Origin of the sequence: Sulfitobacter sp. (assembly GCF_041552635.1) — a bacterium.
GTDB lineage: Bacteria > Pseudomonadota > Alphaproteobacteria > Rhodobacterales > Rhodobacteraceae > Sulfitobacter.
Map to the genome: position 1 here is coordinate 1 of NZ_JBFEKM010000090.1, position 16,604 is coordinate 16,604.

Here is a 16,604-nt window from a genome sequence, read left to right on the forward strand (position 1 = left end):
CTACCGCGTATCCGACCCTGAACGCTATGGTGTGGTGGATTTTGACGAAAGTGGCCAAGCCCGCCAGATCATCGAAAAACCCGCCGTGCCACCGTCGAACTACGCCGTCACTGGCCTCTATTTCCTCGACAGTTCCGCCTCCGAGCGCGCCAAGACGGTGCAGCCCTCTCCTCGCGGAGAGCTTGAGATCACCACCCTGCTCGAAACCTATCTGCACGACGGGTTGTTAAACGTACAACGTATGGGCCGCGGCTATGCCTGGCTCGATACCGGCACCCACGGCAGCCTGCTGGACGCCGGCAACTTTGTGCGCACGTTGGAAACCCGCCAAGGCCTGCAAACCGGCAGCCCCGACGAGATCGCATTTAACCAAGGTTGGATCAGCAAGACTGAACTGACTGAGCGCGCAAAGCTCTTCGCTAAAAACGACTATGGCGTATATCTAGAAGCGCTCATGAAGTAACGCAGAATTCAGCCCGCTTTTAACTTGATCCAAGTCAAAGACCCTTCTGTGCAATAACCATCATAATTATGCATCATGAACGAAAAAGGGGCAGGCCAATCGTGGACAACACCAAGCCAGATCAAAACACCGCCCCCCGCGCACCATCATCAGGTGCCCCAGCCTTCAGGCCGGTCACTGTGGCGCATCTGTCAAATGCCGTTCGACTTGGCTGGGCGGATCTGCGACGCGCGCCGATTTATGGGGCGGTTTTTTCTGCGGTCTATGTGTTGGCCGCATGGATGATGACATGGATCACACTGCAGACCGGCACGACGTTCTGGTTGGTGCTGGCGGTTTTCGGCTTTCCGTTAATCGGTCCGTTTGTCGCCGTAGGCCTGTACGAAGTGTCGCGAAAATTGCAGGCCCAAGAAAAACTAAGCTGGTCTGGCATTTTGGGCGTAGTGCTGTTGCAGCGCAAACGGTCATTGCCGATGATCGGGGCGATTACCATCGTCATCTTTCTATTCTGGTTCTTCCTTGGTCATATGATATTCGCGCTGTTTCTGGGATTATCGCCCATGGCAAATATCTTTTCTTCGCCCGAGGTGTTTCTGACCCCGAATGGCCTTGCCATGCTGGGGATGGGCAGCGCCGTCGGAGCGATCTTTGCACTTTTCTTGTACATGATCACTGTTCTGGCGATCCCGATGGTGCTGGACCGCGAGGTAGATTTTGTCACAGCGATGGCATCCAGCTTTTCATATGTGGCATCTCATTTTCCCGTGATGCTGGGTTGGGCAGTATTTATCGCGGCGCTAACATTGCTATCGCTCTTGCCCGCTTTCCTTGGGTTGTTCATCACGCTGCCCTTGCTGGGCCACGCCACATGGCACCTCTATCACTTGCTGGTTGTGCCAGAGGATTAGGATCAGGCGTTCATCGATCGTATTCTGGATGTAAAGTGCTGCAACCGTCAGCATGCTTTAAATAGAGCATAAACGTGCACACTCGGACCATAGCATGATTGCTGCGCGTCACCTATAAGCGGACAAACTGTGAATTCGCTGCGCCTGCGCCAATGGCTGCTTTCTCAAAATCGCAAGTCAAAAAGATTACATCTGCGACGATCTCAAATGCGCGGGAACGGTAAGATCCGTTTAGGTAACCCGTTCTGAATGTTGTTCAAAAAGCGGAGTAACCCAAGACTGTTACCCCGCTTTGAAAGGCTCAGACGGATTTTGGCATAGCCACGACCGCAATCATTTCCACCCGCATGCCGGCGCGGGCCAAGGCGACGCCGCCGGTTGCGCGCGCAGGTGGGGAAACACGGTCCACCCACTCGTCCCATACGGCATTCATACCTTGGAAATCCGACATGTCGGCAAGCCAGACCTGAATAGACGCGATGTCGGCTTTGCTGGCACCCAATTCTTTGACGACAGCATCCATATTTGCCAAGACCTGCTTGGTCTGCTCGGTGATGTCAGCCCCAAGATCATCCGGGACCTGCCCGGCAAGAAATGCGATGTCACCAATGCAAACGGCTTCGCTCATACGGGGGCCGGGTTTAAGGCGTTTTAGGGTCAAAGTGCTATCCTTTTCAGTCGTTGTCTGAGGTTGTTGATCCGGCACCCGCACGGGAGCTTTCGGATGATGGAACTGTCGTGCGCATCGCCAGCGTATTCAGCGCTGAAATGACATCGGCAGAAATGCTGGGCAGTTTGCCTGCTGACGCGACCTGTGGATTGCCGAAGCTTGCAGTCAGCGTGATGGCCAACTGTTGCCCGTCAAGCGCGGCTGCGGCCTTCAAAAGGGCTTCGGACCCACCATCAAGATGTGCCGCTCCACCTGCCCACGCGATATCGAACAAGATGCTTTGTGATACAGCTATCGCCGCGAGGAACGGGATCAGGAGTATGGGGTGATCGACCTTGCCGATCTTGAGGGACGAGCCGGCTTGGATGCTTTCGGGAAGCCCCGCATAATCGCAAAGTGTGGCACCCAAAGCGATTGGACATAGTGCACGGCCCACCGGAGCCTGCCACGCACCCGGCGTTACCGTCGGGCACAAATCGCTCCATGGTCGACCCTGCGCCTGATCGAGATGAGCATAGAGATGACTTGGCCCGTTGATGCCGTGCTGAACCAGCCATGCTGCAGCGAACCCCGCCTCTTCGGCCAGCCCCCAACTCATCCCTGCACCGCGCGCGGCTTTCATGCAAAGGGATGCGACTTCGTTGCGCGACAGGAACGCCGATGCACCGTCTTCGATGTAAGGCGTGGAATCCCCGCGCGTCTGATCATGCGGTGCAGTCGTCATTGCAGCCCCTCCTGTTCGATTTCGTCGGGAAAGGGTGCGCCCTGAAACAGGTTGATGCGCACCCAGCGGTCTGATCTGGGATCGAACCGCGTCGCGCCAAAGAATGACAGTTTGCAACGCAGCAGGTCGATGGGCAGCATAGCGGCGGCGATCAAGTTGTCGTGGACCTCGGCGAAGGGATGGTTCTGTGCGATTTGAACCCGTCTGACCATGTAGCGGTGTTCGGGATGAGCCAGCAGGACAGCCGCGACAGGTTCCTCACCGTCATGGTCCTGCAAGGTCTCGTCCAACTCGGATGCGAGGCGGGCGATGCACAAAGGCTGTTCCAGCGTCGCCCCGTCTTCGTTCGCCCGTTCCCCCAAGCGTGGTTCGAGCTTTTCTTCGGATACGTACCAAAAGCGCGCCGTGTTTTCCGGAGTCGAAAAGTCGATCGACAACGCCCAGCCGTAATTCTCTTTCAGGATCGCCCGCACATAACGGACACGCATCGCGCCATCAATGCGGAACGACGGGGCCTCATCAGCGGCCATGCAATCGGCAAGGTCATCAACAAGGTCACCATGTGGTTCCAGCATGATCGATAACAGCGCTTCTTGACCTTCAAAGGACAAGGCATCGGTGCTCCAGCACCAAAGCGCATCCCAAGGCAGCGGTTGATCGAAATCCCAGGTGTCCACCGTCTTTGACAATAGCCGCAGATCATCGCGGAGCGCTGCCAGTTTGGGGACTTGCACAGGATGTTGCGATGTCCAGACGTTCGCATTCCGGGTGGCCGCATCAAGGGCCACACGCAGCCCGGCGATTGCCGGTTGCGTTGCACTGGCTTGCGCACGCACGCGGGCCAAAGCTTCCTCGCGTGCCATCATCCAATTGTTCAGCAAAACGGGGTGACGCACAATAAAAGGTGCCATGCCAAGGCCCGTCGAATTGCCAACGCCAAGAGTGCGGCGCAGGTCGCGATCCAGACGGACCGCGCGATCACCTCCCTTGACCACCGCCATGTGTTCGACGATATCCACGGTAAAAGCGCGAATTAACCAGACCGTCAGCATTTCGACCTGAAACGGGGCCGCCAGTTCAGGGCGGTCGGCAATATCAGAGCGGTCGGCAGCCCCGAATTTGCCCGAGCCGTACACGGCAGTCGTACGCATCAGATATCCAATATCCGCGATTTCGGCGGGGTCAGGTTGCCGACCTTGCGACAAGGCATCAACCACATGGTGAAACAGGCGAACAGACCGGTTGGCACGTGCCAGCGTCAGTTCACGCGTGCTGATACGACCTGCTTCCTGAAGTGGAACATTGTCGCGCAGGCGATCGATATCAGCCTGTGTCGGCTCCCCGTCAAACAGGGTAAAGGTGGCATCCCAAGCGGTCGCAATCACCCGATCAGAGCGCATGCCTTCGGGCAAATCATGTGCGAAGGCCACCAGACTGTAGGTACGTTCACCGCAGCGGGTGCGGTACACCGCATGGCCGCTGCCTGTAGCGTCCACATCCCAAACGGGGCGATCCACTTTCCAGTTTTCACGACGCAACCGGCGCAACATCGTACGCAAGAAAGACAGGCGCGTCGGGTGGCTGCAGCCCATCCGTTCAAGGTGCATGACCTCGGACGCGGGGCGGCGGAACAGCGCGATTTGCGAGGTCGTATTATGAGCAGATGGGGACATCATTGGTACTCCAGTCGGTCAGAGTGAGAAAGGCGTGGCAAGCACAAGACCTGCCACGCCATATTGCCTCAGGCGTGGGCTACCTTAGCTTCGCGGCCCAGCATCAAGGTGATGCGCAGCGCATCCCAAAGGGATGGCAACAGGATCAGCGAGACTGGCACGGCTGTCACCACGATGAAGCTTTGCAGCTTGCCGATGCCGCCCGCGCCGGTCGAGATCAGGATCAGTGCCATAACACCCATCGCAATACCCCAGAAGGCACGCAGGCTTGCCGATGGCTCACCTTCGGACATCGTCGAAGCGATCACATAGCTCATCGAGTCGCTGGTGGTGGCGACAAAACACATGGTCAGCACCAGAAACAGGATCGACAGGATCAGACCCATAGGCATCGCCTGCGTAATCGCCAGTAGGCCGGCGGGCAGGTTGAACCCCTCGAACGGACCAGAGATGACACCGGGCTGTGCAATCTCGAAGAAAATGCCGGACCCGCCGATGATTGTGAACCAAAAGTTGGTCAGGATCGGAGCAACGATGGACAGCATGATGATGATCTGGCGGATCGAGCGCCCACGGCTGATGCGTGCGATAAAGATCGCCATCAGCGGCCCGTAACCCATGAACCAACCCCAGAAGAAAACGGTCCACCAGCCCAACCAGCCAGGATCGCCGAACACGCCTGAATCGCCACGATAAAGCGTCATGTCGAAGAAATGAGACAGATAAACCTTCATGCCGCCAAAGAAACCCGAGAAAATCTCGGTGGTGGGGCCCGCGACAAGCATGAACACCAGCAAAGCAATCGCAAGGATCACGTTGATCCGCGACAAAAGCTGAATGCCCTTGGCCAAGCCCGTGATCGCCGAAATTGTATAGACCGCAACAAGCGCCATAACGGCGATGGCCTGAGTTGCGAAGTTGTCTGGAATACCCGTGAGTGCATTCAGCCCATAGGACATCTGCAACCCGAGAAAGCCGATCGGCCCAACGGTGCCGGCAACCACAGCGATGACGCAGGATGCATCTGCAATCAGACCAATCGGCCCATGCAGCGCACGATCTCCAAACAATGGGTACAGCAAGGTGCGCGGTGCCAACGGCAGGCCCTTGTCATAGTGGTAGTGCATCAGCATCACGGTCGTCAAAGAGCCGAGGATGGCCCAAGCCAGAAAGCCCCAGTGCAGAAAGCTCTGGGCAAGAGCCGCATTTGCCCGCGCGGCAGTATCTTCTGACAGATCGCCAAAAACGGGTGGTGTGGACAAGAAGTGCGCGATAGGCTCTCCTGCTGCCCAGAACACGCCGCCCCCAGCAAGCAGGGTACACATGATCATGGCACCCCAGCTGAACATTTTGAATTCCGGTGTGGCCAGCCCGCCCATCACCGTCTTGCTTCCTGGCAGAACGCATAGAAGCAGGCCAATCAGAAATGTCGCAAGCAAAAGAACCTGCCAATACAGCCCGAAATAGCGCGCCGAAAAACCAAAGCTGGCATCGACGAGCGCGGACAGCCCTTCAATATCGAACAGCGCATAAGCGCAGAACAGTGCGATAAACCCTCCGGTTACCGCAAAAAGCGCCTTATCTATCATGCTTGATAGCGGCTTAGTCTGTGTGGTCACTTGCGTTCCTCCCTGAACTTTTGTGCCCCGCGCCCTATTCGGCAACGCGGTCTAATATGGCTGGGGGCGCAGCCTGTGCCCCGAAGCTTTTCTCGAAGAAGGCGTGCCAGTTATTCCCCATCACGCCATCTGTTATTGCCTCGTCCAACCCGGCAGCGCGCAAACCTGCGCGCAGCCCTGCCAAATCGCGGTTGTCGTGGAACCAGTCAGGCATCGCGGGAAACCCCGCATTCGCCGCGCTGCCTTCACCGTAATCAATCGTCTTGGTCCAGCGCCCGACTCGCATCCATTCCACGATGCTGTCCGGCTGGTCCTGACACAAATCCGTGCCGATCCCGACACCCGTCGGACCGACCAGATCAACCGCTAGGGCGGCCATGTCGCACCAGGACTGCAACGTGCAACCGCTGCCGCCTTTAAGGTGATGTGGATAGGCCGATAGCCCTAGAAACCCTTCGCTTTGCCCAAGCGCCCGCAGCAGATCGTCGGATTTGTTGCGCAAGGCCGCGTGCCAGCTGGACGGGTTGGCGTGCGTGATCGCAACAGGGCGTGTCGAATGTTCAATGGCATCCAGCGTAGAGCGTTCACCGGAATGGCTCATGTCGACCACGAGGCCAACGCGGTTCATCTCTGCGACCACAGCGCGGCCCATACGGGTCAGGCCGGTATCCTCGTCCTCGTAACACCCCGACGCGAGCAAGGACTGATTGTTGTAGGTCAGTTGCATGAACCGCAGACCCAGCGTGTGCATGACCTCGACCAGACCGATGTCGTCCTCGATGCATGACGGGTTTTGCGAGCCAAAGAAAACTGCCGTGCGCCCGGTGTCGCGGGCCAGTTGAACGTCCGCAGCCGTGCGGCCCTGAAAGATCAGATCGGGATGCTTTTCGAACCACCGGTTCCATTTCTCGATGACCAGAACCGTTTCGCGAAACGTCTCGTGGTAGGTGATCGTGACGTGAACCGCATCCACGCCGCCCTCCCGCATTTGGCGAAATATCTTTTCCGACCAGTTGGCGTATTGCAGACCGTCAATCAGAAAGCTCATTCGGGCATTCCTGCGAATACATAAGCGGTCTTGACGGTTGTGTAGAATTCAGCCGCATAAGACCCCTGTTCCCGCGGCCCATAGCTGGAGGCACCGCGCCCGCCGAAGGGCACATGGTAATCCGTGCCCGCAGTCGGCAGGTTTACCATGACGCAACCCGCGCGCATGTTCGCGCGAAAGTGGCTGGCCCGCGATAAGGAGCGCGTCATAATGCCCGCTGTCAGACCGAATTGCGTGTCATTGGCAAGCGCCAGCGCCTCGGCATAGCTGTCTGCTTTCTGTACACAGGTAATTGGGGCAAACATCTCTTCACGGTTGATCTGCATGTCGTTGCGCGTGCTCGCAAAAACGGCCGGAGCCATGTAGTAGCCGTCCGTCGCCCGCTCCAAACGCTCACCGCCACACAGCAGTTCAGCGCCCTCGGATTTTCCAGTCTCGATATATCCGAGATTCTGGGCCAACTGGCCTTCGCTAACAACAGGGCCTATCTGGGTCCCATCCTCAAGCGCGTGGCCAACCTTTAGCGCTTTGGCCGCCGCAACCAGTTTTTCCACAAACGCATCATGGACAGAGGCATGCACGATCAAGCGACTGGCGGCAGTGCATTTCTGGCCCGTTCCACCAAAAGCCGAACCAGCAGCATGAACAACAGCCAGATCAAGATCTGCATCATCCATGACGATCAACGGGTTTTTCGACCCCATTTCCATCTGAACTTTGGTCATGTTCATAATTGCAGCAGCAGCGATGCCGCGCCCAACCGAAACGGACCCTGTAAAGCTGATCGCATCAACTTGATCGCTCTCCACAAGCCGCTGTCCTACGTCGCGGCCCGGACCGGACACAAGGTTGAACAGCCCTTTGGGGATATCCTGCCGTGCGATGATCTCTGTCAGCGCCACGGCGCTGGCGGGCGTCACATTCGCAGGCTTCCAAACGACCGCGTTCCCAAAGGCCAAGGCGGGAGCAATTTTCCAAGCCGGAGTCGCGACGGGAAAGTTCCACGGGCTGATGATGGCGACAACACCGACAGGCTCGCGGCGCACGTCGATTTCAATGCCTGGGCGCACGCTTTCGGCCAGATCACCGTGCTGACGCAGGACCTCGGCTGCGAAATACGTAAAGAACTGGCCTGCGCGATAAACCTCGCCCTTGCCCTCGGCCAGCGGCTTGCCTTCTTCGCGCGACAACAACCGCCCGATTTCATCGGCGCGGGCCATCAATTCGGTGCCGATCGCCATCAGAACATCGTGGCGCTTTTGAATGCCGGCGGCCCACCAAATGGGCTGCGCCCGCCGTGCCGCAGCAAGGGCTGCGTCCAGATGGGATGCATCCGCCTGCGCGTAGCGCCCAATCAGATCAGAGGTGTCCGACGGATTGCGGTTCTCGATGGTCGATGCGCCGTCTGTCCAGGTGCCGTCGATGTAAATTTGAGTGCGCTCGGTCATGGTCATCTCCTGATTGCTTTTGCGTCACCTAGACTTAATCTAACGATTCAGTCATTCTGGAAATTCTGAATAAAATTACAGGTTTTCTGAATGTCGATGAAATTAGAGATGTTACGGGTATTTCGAACAGTGGCGGAGACTGGCACACTCGCCGCTGCAGCCCGAGAGCTGAACCGAACCCCCTCTGCGATATCCATGACACTTGCGCAGCTGGCGGACGAAATCGGCGCGCCGCTATTCGAGACGGACCGGAAAAACCGCCTGACGCCGCTGGGTCAGTTGGTGCTGGAAGAGAGTTGTAGAGCCACAGATGTTTTCGACAAAAGCGCTCAGGCGATCCGCCGTCATGCCATTTCGACCGGTGGCATCCTGCGCATTGCTGCGGTGCCTTCGGCGACGGTGGCGTTGCTACCGGATGTGATCGAGGTTTTTCGCAAGTCTCACCCCGATGTTCGTATCGAAATCAGCGATGTTGATACCCCCGCCGTGCGTCGTCGCGTCCAGCGCGATGAGGCGGACATCGGGATCGTTTCAGCCCGTCCAGGCGAAACATCAGAGGGGGATCTGATTTTGTGCGACGATCTGGGCATCGTGTGTGCGGAAGGCGGACCGCTCCACACGGCGCATTTGTCCGCAGGTGGCTCCTCGGACTGGAACTTGCTGTCGTTGGAGCCGCTGATTGCCAACCCGCTGTGCCGCCTTGTCGACGATCCATTGGTCGACACATTGATGGCCAGCAGCACGCTGGAGGCACGCAATACAACGGCAATTCTGTCCTTTGTCCGTCGCGGTTTTGGTGCGAGCATCCTGCCGTTTGAAGCGGTAAAGAGCCAACCAGATGGTGTCGAATTCTTTGCACCATCCAGCCCGATCAGTCGCCGCGAGCTTAGAAAAATACGGCAGGGAAGTGATTGCCAAAGCGTTGCTATCGAGACTTTCTGGTCTCTGCTTGGCGATACTTAGGGCAGCTTTGGACCTGTCGCGGTTTGATGCCGCTCCTTTGATAGCATTTATTGCAACAAAAGAGACTGACTATGGGCCTGAAACGGACGAACGAATTCCGCAAGGACGCTGTGCGGATCGCGTTGACCAGTGGGCTGACGCGCAGGCAGGTGGCTGATGGTTCATTGCCTGACAGGTTATTGCGCAGCAATCTCCCGAGAAGGTGGGTGTCGGCATGTCGACGCTGAACAAGTGGATCACAGCAAACCGAGAAACGGACGTGGTGTCGAAAGAGGATTTGAGCCTCATTCAAGAGAATGACCGGCTGCGCCGCGAGAACCGCATTCTCAAGGAGGAAAGAGAAATCTTAAAAAAGGCGACGGTGTTCTTCGCGAGCCAAAAGCCATGAGGTTTGGGTTCATGCACGAGAGGGAAAGAGCACCAATCCGTATTTGCCATCGGTCGGATGTGTCGTGTTATGAATGTCAGCACGACGCGGTTTCGCGCACTTCGCCCCGCTTGGAACAAGGGTCGCATCGTTGGCCAGAACGGGCACGCACATCATCGCGTCTCATTCAATGTTGGCCGAACTTTGCTGACCAATATTTCGATTGGCTATCGGATCACAGCGTGGCTGGGGAAGCGCTGGACCCGGCAAGATCATGGAGACAACCCGGACCTTCGCGCAGGGTGCAGCGAACCGCGGCAAAGAGCCAATTTTGTTGAAAAACTCCGCCACCCAAAAAAGGCGTTCAAAAGACGGAACATGGTTCTCGAAATGCAGGCCATTGCAAACATTATTTATGGAACAGGGGGTTCTGAGGGAAGGTGTTCTGCGAATTCGATCGACTCTGAGCAGACACCGAGTTGACGGCTTTGATTTCGTGCACTAAATGCAATGCGATGGAAAACACTATCATCATCGCAAATTCCTGGTGGTCGGCCCCTTTCTAAGGCGGCCGGACAATTTCAATGATTCCGAGGCTGCCGCATGGGCGGCCTTTTTTGTTTTCCACGGCTCCTGATGCGGCACCTCTTCCTCATGAGGACACGCACGTGAACAAACCTGTTATCTTGACTGGCGACCGTCCAACCGGACCCCTGCACATTGGCCATTACGCTGGCTCACTCTCTAACCGGCTCCGGTATCAAGAAAGCCACGAACAATTTCTCCTTCTGGCGGATATGCAGGCTTTGACTGACAATGCAAATGATCCCGCGAAAGTGCGCCGCAATGTTGTCGAAGTCGCTTTGGATTATCTCGCTGTCGGCATCGACCCGAATCGAACGACAATCTGCCTGCAATCCCATCTTCCCGCGCTTGCCGAACTCTCGATGCTTTATCTGAACTTTGTCACTGTCGCTCGTCTGGAACGCAACCCAACGATCAAGGATGAGATCCGTGCACGGGGCTTCGGTAGGGATATCCCAGCAGGCTTTCTGTGTTATCCAGCAGCGCAGGCCGCTGATATCACGGCTTTCAAGGCGACTGTGATACCCGTAGGTGAAGATCAGGCGCCTCTGATTGAGCAAACCAACGAAATCGTGCGCCGTGTAAATGCAACTGCGGGGTTGGCCGTGCTCCCCGAGGCCCGGGCGGTCATTCCGGAAGCCGGGCGTTTGCCGGGCATCGACGGCAAGGCCAAGATGTCAAAATCGGGCGGTAACGCGATCCCGCTCTCGGCCTCTTCCGACATGATACGTGCGGCCGTGCGGGCCATGTTCACCGACCCTGGACATTTGCGGATCAAAGATCCGGGGCAGATTGAAGGGAACGTGGTGTTCACTTATCTCGATGCTTTTGACGAAAACAAGGCGGAGTTGGAGGAACTCAAATCGCACTATCAACGTGGCGGGCTGGGGGACGGAAAAATCAAGAACCGGCTGGAAGATATCCTGCAGGCTCTTATTGCCCCGATCCGTAAGCGCCGCGAGGAAATTTCAACAGATCAAAGGTATGTTCTGGACACGATCCGCCAAGGCACCGAGATTGCCCGCGAACGCACCGAAGCAACAAAACGGGAAGTCATTGAAGCTCTCGGACTGTTCCAGTTGTAGGTCGGCTGGCGGTGGAAGACATCAAATTTTATGATAAACGCCGGTGAGAGATTTACATTATGAAACCCAAGGTGCCCAGATTTTCGTTCCGAGAACGCGCAGCGGAAAAAGCTGTCGCGCGTGCAGAAGATGAAGTGAGACTTTCTTCCGGAGAGGTTTCGCACGCCGACATGGCGCGCTCCAACGGCGGTCGCTTGCGGGGGGTTCGCTACAAGGGGCCTCAAAGCGCATTCAGGCGCTTGCAGCCGCTGTGCGATCCGATGAAGGCGAAACCTGAGAGCATCTGGTTCATACACCGTTTGAGGCATCGATGTGATGCGCCCATACCCTCGCGGCGAAATAACGCCGAGATACTTTCCTCCCCGCGCAATCCGGCTAGAACAATGCGGATCTTTTCCTAAGCCGAGTAGGCTTGGCGGGTCTTGCGGTGGATATTTTTGACCAGCTGTAACCCCTCCATTGTGGCCGCCTGCCTGATTTCCGGATGATTTGCTAAGGCACGTGTTTAACGACGTCGTTAGCGACGTGTCTTAGGTGGGGTCGGTGATGCGTGGTGAGATACTTGGTGTTTATCCGCAACAGTTAGGTGAAATGTTATCTTGGACCGGGGTCCAAGCCGGAAATGTAAGGATGCAGTTCCGCGGAGAAACCTTTGTGTCGCGGGCCCTACGCAATCCAGTCATGCGAGGGTGCGTGGCTGTCCCTATTTCCCGAAGAATCCATACAGGATTCCAAGGGAAATGTAGAAATCCATTAAATACAATGCAGTAAGTAAAATTGCGCAATTTTCGAGAGTATTTCTTGACAGGGGTGCGCACGAGAAAGGGGCTTATTGCGCACACTTATGCCTCATCTACAGATAGAAAAGTTGGCGAGCCGTGGAGGACTCGAACCCCCGACCTGAGAATTAGAAGTTCCCTGCTCTAATCCAGCTGAGCTAACGGCCCGCACGTAGTGTCGAGGGTATCGGTCAAATCCCCCAACTTTGTCAACTTGGTAAATTTTTGGGATGCCTACCGAGTATAAAATCGTCCTATTCCAATTAGATAGATGCACATAGTATTAACAATCTCTTCATCCAGATGACCTGAGACTTGGCGCCGACATGGTATGCATACCATCTAAAATGCAGTTTTATCTCAAAGACTTACACACACGGTAGTTGGTAGGGGGTTATTTACACTCTATCCAGTTGAGCTACTGAGCCGCGCGCGAACGGTTTATTCAAACCACTCAGGTTCTTTCCTAATCTGCTGTCCCACCGACTTCAAAGCCAAATATTGATGAAAAGCCGATTAGACGCCGCAGATTTTAGCCTACCACTTTACGTGGGTGCGGATTCGGGAGTGCATTCAGGTTACAATAGGTGCCAACCTCATGAACTAGACAGGGTACCAGTAAGGCACAAAATTATTCCTGTCCTATCGCAACTTGCGACCAGCAGGATCTGACCGGAATAGCAGCCCCTTCACGCCGGCTGGTCGCAGCTAGATATCATCAAACGATCCCGGCTGCAGGTCTTCCCAAAATGCCTTTATCGCGGCAGTGTTCAGTGCTGACATCCAGCCGTGGCGTTCAAAATCGGCGCGGGCATCGGCGCTGGTGATGATCGACATAAACAGCCGCCTATCCGCATCGCGCTGTGTCGGCGTGCGTGCCGCCACCAGATCACGCACGCGTGCCAACAGTTTCGCACGCGGGCTTGAGGGAATCACAACTGGTGTCTCAGCTTTGAAATCATCGCGCAGCGCCGCAGTCAGATACCCAACCGGGTTCTGAACACCCTCTTGACCAGCGACATAGCTGATCTTGTCGCCGACGTGATCTTCGCCATGCTCGGCGATCCATTGCCGCGCCAGCCGGTCGCTGACCCCAAGCGCCTGCAACCGGCTATAGACATCCGATTTGCGCACCCCTGCCCCGTCATCCAGATCAAGGATCGCAAGCTGCGGGTTCTCGGCAATCTTGAACCGAATGTCCGTAACCGCACGCCCCCGTTTGCGTATCTCCGGCGTGATGACAATATTCGAGGTTTTGTTTACCTCGCTCACAGCCGGTTTGATGATCTTTGCGTTCAGCTGCTTGTAGACCGAATAATATGCGCTGTCCTCGACCCCCATCAGCCGCCGGAACAGATCCAGCGACCACCAGCCGGTGCTGCCGGTGCGTACAAACCGATAGCAGTTCTCATACAGCGCCAGCGCATGGCCCGACGTGAACCGTCGCTGGATATTAAGATTGATCAAGGCAAATACCTTAGGGTCATTCAGTTTAGACGCTAATGCGGGGGAATACGCGTATTCACACACCCCACCCTTCAGCCGCGCATAGCTCAGCAAGCTTGAGACGCCCCATTCTTGCTGGCCCTTTTCATCCAGCATATCCCACTCTGCAACGGTCTCGGCCAAGCCGCGCAGCGATTGTTTCAACGTATCCATATCGTTCGAATTATATCCGATCATCAAACACAGCGTGCGCGCGTCGATCATGTGGACCTGTTGACTGGTAAGCGTGTCATATGCATTCAGCAGCAAGACATTCGACAACTTGCGTTGAAGCAGCGTCAGCTTGCCGGAGACATGGATCGCCGCCACATGCTTTTTAACCGACCCCCGCCGCAGCGCGCCGGTCAGCTTGTCCTTTGGTATCTCGGTATCCTGCCGCTTCATCGCTTTGCCCTTTGGCGACCGGTTATGTGCCCGACCTGTTGCCCTATGCCTAGTTAGCGGAAAAAGGCACCCAAGAGCAAGACTGGTACGGGTTCCTTTCGCGAACTATAATTTGACGGTGATGACATGACTGAGTCGGGCCAAAGGGACCAGTCTACGGGATGGCGGTTCCGGCAGAGTCAACCGACAGAGCCTAATATAGCAAAATCAGAGTCTGATTAGCCTGTTACTGCAAATTGGCCCCTCTCTTCCCGAGAATCGGCGCCTCATCACCCGCAAACGGGCACCCTTGGCCCTGCGAATGGATACCCTTTATCCTGTATCCAGACACCAAAGAGACCTTAAGTAACTGTCTTTATTACACCTTATTTGGGGTAAACCTTATAAAGAGACTAAAGACTCTACACTTATATTGGCTGTGCTTATCTCCAAATTTCATAGGAAGAAGGGGACCTACAATTCAAATTCACAATCGGCATGGGATGTGCGATAGATTGCGTGATACGCATCCGTTTCGCATACATCCCCGAGGACTTATGTCATCAACGCCCAAAGCCCCGACACCTTCTTATTTCAACATTGATCCCGAAGCCGCAGCAGCACGCTTGTCCGATCCTATCGATACAGCGCGATTCGCGAAAGCCGCAGCCTTCGCATCAAAGGGCCGCGATGACCTGGCACGACGCGGGTATGCGCCGGATGGTAAGAAACGCCTTCGTAAGTTTTCAACTTGGGAAGTATGCCGGTATCTACTTGATGTGGCCCCCGCGCATTTGCGCCGCGTTCTGAAGGCGCATCCTGACCTTCCACAAGGCAGTGGTGAAGCTGGATCAAAGTGGTTCACTCTGGAAGAAGTGTTAAAACTTCGCGAGCATTTCGCAACCGAGGGTGCGTCAAACAAGCAGTACAAATCTTGGCGCCCCGAAGGGCTGCCCGCCAAGATTATTTCAGTCGCGAATTTTAAGGGCGGTGTCGGCAAGACGTCGACCTGCGCGCATCTGGCCATGTCTGCGGCGCTGGACGGGTACCGCGTTCTGGTGATCGATCTTGACAGCCAGGGTTCGCTGACCTCGATTATGGGGGGCGAGGTTGCGGATGAATGGTCGACGGCCTTTCCGATGCTCGCAAAAGATTTTGCCCGACATTTGCAGGACGAAAATGCGGTGCGCAAAGCGCGCGGGGCACCCGAACTGCCGCTTGACGAAACCCTGACGGAAAGTCTTGGGGTTTCGCCGCGAAACCTGATCCAAGCGACGCACTGGCCCAATATCGACCTGATTGGTGCGCAACTGAACCTGTACTGGGCCGAATTTCAGGTGCCCGTCTGGCGCATGCAGGTACGGTCATGGCCGCTTTGGGACGCATTGACCAATGCGCTATCCTCCGAAGGGATCCTTGACGACTACGACCTGATTTTCATCGATACCCCCCCTGCCCTTGGCTATTTGACGATCAACGCTTTGGCCGCGGCTGACATTTTGTTGGTGCCGCTTGGCGCATCGTTTCTTGAGTTTGATTCAACGGGCCGGTTTTTTGATATGCTTTATTCGACCTTTGCCAGTATCGAAGAAGGTGAAAATCGCATCAGGCGGCAGGACGGCCTGCCCGAGATGAAGTTCGAATGGGATGCCGTACGCGCCCTGATCACCCGTTTTGATGCGGGCCAGCAAACGGATTTGGCGAATGTCATCCAAGCCTATTTCGGCGACTTCATGACCACCTACAGACAGGAAGTCACCGCCATGGTTGGCCAAGCGGGCGAGCAAGTGAATGGCATATACGAGGCAGATTACCGTGAATTCAACCGCGACACCTATGTCCGCGGCCGCGAAACATTCGACCGGACGTGGGCCGAGGTCAAAGAGGTCGTGCTGGGCACATGGTGGCGTGACCTGCAAATGCTGAAACAAGAGGAGAGTGGAAATGGCGAAGCGTAGAAAGCTCGAAGCCCCTTCAGCCGCTGACATGAGCAAGTATGAGGAGGAGTTTCGCCGCGAAACCCCTGCCCGCTCGGCTGCTGCCCCTATCGCGCAAGTCGCCGCCGACACTGCTGAAGCCTACGAAAGCGGCAGCACTGAGGAACGGACTGCCCGTGCCCGTGACAGCGCCGAAGCGCAGAAATTCCGCGATGCTGATGCCGCTGGCTTGTTGATCTTTGAAATCCCGACCGACGCGATAGAACCTTTGTCCATGCAGCGCGACCGGACTGTGATCGACAAAGACGCGATGGAGGAATTGGAGTTTTCGATCAATGCCAACGGATTGCGCATGCCGATCGAGGTCTATTTGTTGAAAGGGTCCGCCACTGGCAAACAATACGGTTTGTTATCCGGGTATCGCCGCTTGATCGCGCAACAAAACCTTTATGCACGGTCCGGGAAC

13 protein-coding genes, 1 tRNA gene and 2 pseudogenes are annotated in these 16,604 nt (G+C 56.1%); 7 read left to right on the forward strand and 9 right to left on the reverse strand.

The window, feature by feature from the left end; genetic code table 11:
- Together ABYT07_RS11955 and ABYT07_RS11960 are read left to right on the forward strand one after the other, a co-directional pair.
- On the forward strand, positions 1-463 hold a 463-nt coding region (locus ABYT07_RS11955; protein WP_372991921.1), incomplete at its 5' end, for a sugar nucleotidyltransferase.
- 101 nt (positions 464-564) lie between these two features.
- Positions 565-1,371 carry a DUF2189 domain-containing protein gene (locus ABYT07_RS11960; protein WP_372991922.1) on the forward strand — a complete coding sequence of 269 codons (807 nt, stop codon included), beginning with the start codon at positions 565-567 and terminating at the stop codon, positions 1,369-1,371.
- Between the two features lie 301 nt (positions 1,372-1,672).
- On the opposite strand, the gene ABYT07_RS11965 is transcribed toward ABYT07_RS11960, so the two are convergent.
- The 6 genes from ABYT07_RS11965 to ABYT07_RS11990 all read right to left on the reverse strand — a co-directional run bounded on the left by ABYT07_RS11965 (position 1,673) and on the right by ABYT07_RS11990 (position 8,553).
- Complete coding sequence (locus ABYT07_RS11965; protein ID WP_372991923.1) at positions 1,673-2,032, reverse strand: RidA family protein; 360 nt, start codon at positions 2,030-2,032, stop codon at positions 1,673-1,675.
- 13 nt (positions 2,033-2,045) lie between these two features.
- Positions 2,046-2,765, reverse strand: a complete 720-nt coding sequence (locus tag ABYT07_RS11970; protein ID WP_372991924.1) for a DUF3726 domain-containing protein — start codon at positions 2,763-2,765, stop codon at positions 2,046-2,048.
- A complete protein-coding gene (locus ABYT07_RS11975) occupies positions 2,762-4,438 on the reverse strand; it encodes a hypothetical protein (RefSeq protein ID WP_372991934.1) in 1,677 nt (558 codons plus the stop codon). The genes ABYT07_RS11970 and ABYT07_RS11975 overlap by 4 nt, the downstream gene beginning before the upstream one ends.
- A gap of 68 nt (positions 4,439-4,506) precedes the next feature.
- Positions 4,507-6,027 carry a BCCT family transporter gene (locus ABYT07_RS11980; RefSeq protein WP_372991935.1) on the reverse strand — a complete coding sequence of 507 codons (1,521 nt, stop codon included), beginning with the start codon at positions 6,025-6,027 and terminating at the stop codon, positions 4,507-4,509.
- Positions 6,028-6,091: 64 nt separating this feature from the next.
- On the reverse strand, positions 6,092-7,105 hold the full coding sequence (locus tag ABYT07_RS11985; RefSeq protein WP_372991926.1) for a membrane dipeptidase: 1,014 nt from the start codon (positions 7,103-7,105) through the stop codon (positions 6,092-6,094).
- Positions 7,102-8,553 (reverse strand): aldehyde dehydrogenase family protein, encoded by a 1,452-nt coding sequence (locus ABYT07_RS11990; RefSeq protein ID WP_372991928.1) that lies wholly within the window; start codon positions 8,551-8,553, stop codon positions 7,102-7,104. The genes ABYT07_RS11985 and ABYT07_RS11990 overlap by 4 nt, the downstream gene beginning before the upstream one ends.
- 90 nt (positions 8,554-8,643) lie before the next feature.
- Here ABYT07_RS11990 and ABYT07_RS11995 point away from each other — a divergent pair, with 90 nt between their 5' ends.
- The 3 genes and pseudogenes from ABYT07_RS11995 (at position 8,644) to trpS (ending at position 11,553) form a co-directional block, all read left to right on the forward strand.
- Complete coding sequence (locus ABYT07_RS11995; RefSeq protein WP_372991929.1) at positions 8,644-9,516, forward strand: LysR family transcriptional regulator; 873 nt, start codon at positions 8,644-8,646, stop codon at positions 9,514-9,516.
- Positions 9,517-9,587: 71 nt separating this feature from the next.
- Positions 9,588-10,009 (forward strand): annotated as a pseudogene (locus tag ABYT07_RS12000) (hypothetical protein); the annotation flags it as partial.
- 542 nt (positions 10,010-10,551) lie between these two features.
- Positions 10,552-11,553 carry a tryptophan--tRNA ligase gene (trpS, locus tag ABYT07_RS12005; RefSeq protein WP_372991930.1) on the forward strand — a complete coding sequence of 334 codons (1,002 nt, stop codon included), beginning with the start codon at positions 10,552-10,554 and terminating at the stop codon, positions 11,551-11,553.
- 313 nt (positions 11,554-11,866) lie between these two features.
- Here trpS and ABYT07_RS12010 read toward each other — a convergent pair.
- From ABYT07_RS12010 to ABYT07_RS12020, 3 genes and pseudogenes are all read right to left on the reverse strand, one after another.
- Positions 11,867-12,013 (reverse strand): annotated as a pseudogene (locus ABYT07_RS12010) (IS3 family transposase); the annotation flags it as partial.
- Between the two features lie 409 nt (positions 12,014-12,422).
- Positions 12,423-12,500: transfer RNA gene (locus tag ABYT07_RS12015), tRNA-Arg, on the reverse strand.
- Between the two features lie 540 nt (positions 12,501-13,040).
- The gene (locus tag ABYT07_RS12020; protein WP_372991931.1) at positions 13,041-14,222 is read right to left on the reverse strand and encodes a replication initiation protein; all 1,182 of its coding nucleotides are present in this window, start codon (positions 14,220-14,222) and stop codon (positions 13,041-13,043) included.
- 536 nt (positions 14,223-14,758) lie between these two features.
- Here ABYT07_RS12020 and ABYT07_RS12025 point away from each other — a divergent pair.
- Both ABYT07_RS12025 and ABYT07_RS12030 read left to right on the forward strand, forming a co-directional pair.
- Positions 14,759-16,159, forward strand: a complete 1,401-nt coding sequence (locus tag ABYT07_RS12025) for an AAA family ATPase (RefSeq protein ID WP_372991932.1) — start codon at positions 14,759-14,761, stop codon at positions 16,157-16,159.
- Positions 16,146-16,604 (forward strand): ParB N-terminal domain-containing protein (locus ABYT07_RS12030; RefSeq protein ID WP_372991933.1); only part of this gene is annotated, 459 nt, incomplete at its 3' end. The genes ABYT07_RS12025 and ABYT07_RS12030, both read left to right, overlap by 14 nt.

Bases quoted from the DNA above. Each gene is read 5' to 3' on its own strand.
- ABYT07_RS11970 (WP_372991924.1), bottom strand. From the start codon at position 2,765: ATGACGACTGCACCGCATGATCAGACGCGCGGGGATTCCACGCCTTAC.
- ABYT07_RS11975 (WP_372991934.1), bottom strand. From the start codon at position 4,438: ATGTCCCCATCTGCTCATAATACGACCTCGCAAATCGCGCTGTTCCGC.
- ABYT07_RS11980 (WP_372991935.1), bottom strand. From the start codon at position 6,027: ATGATAGATAAGGCGCTTTTTGCGGTAACCGGAGGGTTTATCGCACTG.
- ABYT07_RS11985 (WP_372991926.1), bottom strand. From the start codon at position 7,105: ATGAGCTTTCTGATTGACGGTCTGCAATACGCCAACTGGTCGGAAAAG.
- ABYT07_RS11990 (WP_372991928.1), bottom strand. From the start codon at position 8,553: ATGACCGAGCGCACTCAAATTTACATCGACGGCACCTGGACAGACGGC.
- ABYT07_RS11995 (WP_372991929.1), top strand. From the start codon at position 8,644: ATGTCGATGAAATTAGAGATGTTACGGGTATTTCGAACAGTGGCGGAG.
- ABYT07_RS12020 (WP_372991931.1), bottom strand. From the start codon at position 14,222: ATGAAGCGGCAGGATACCGAGATACCAAAGGACAAGCTGACCGGCGCG.
- ABYT07_RS12025 (WP_372991932.1), top strand. From the start codon at position 14,759: ATGTCATCAACGCCCAAAGCCCCGACACCTTCTTATTTCAACATTGAT.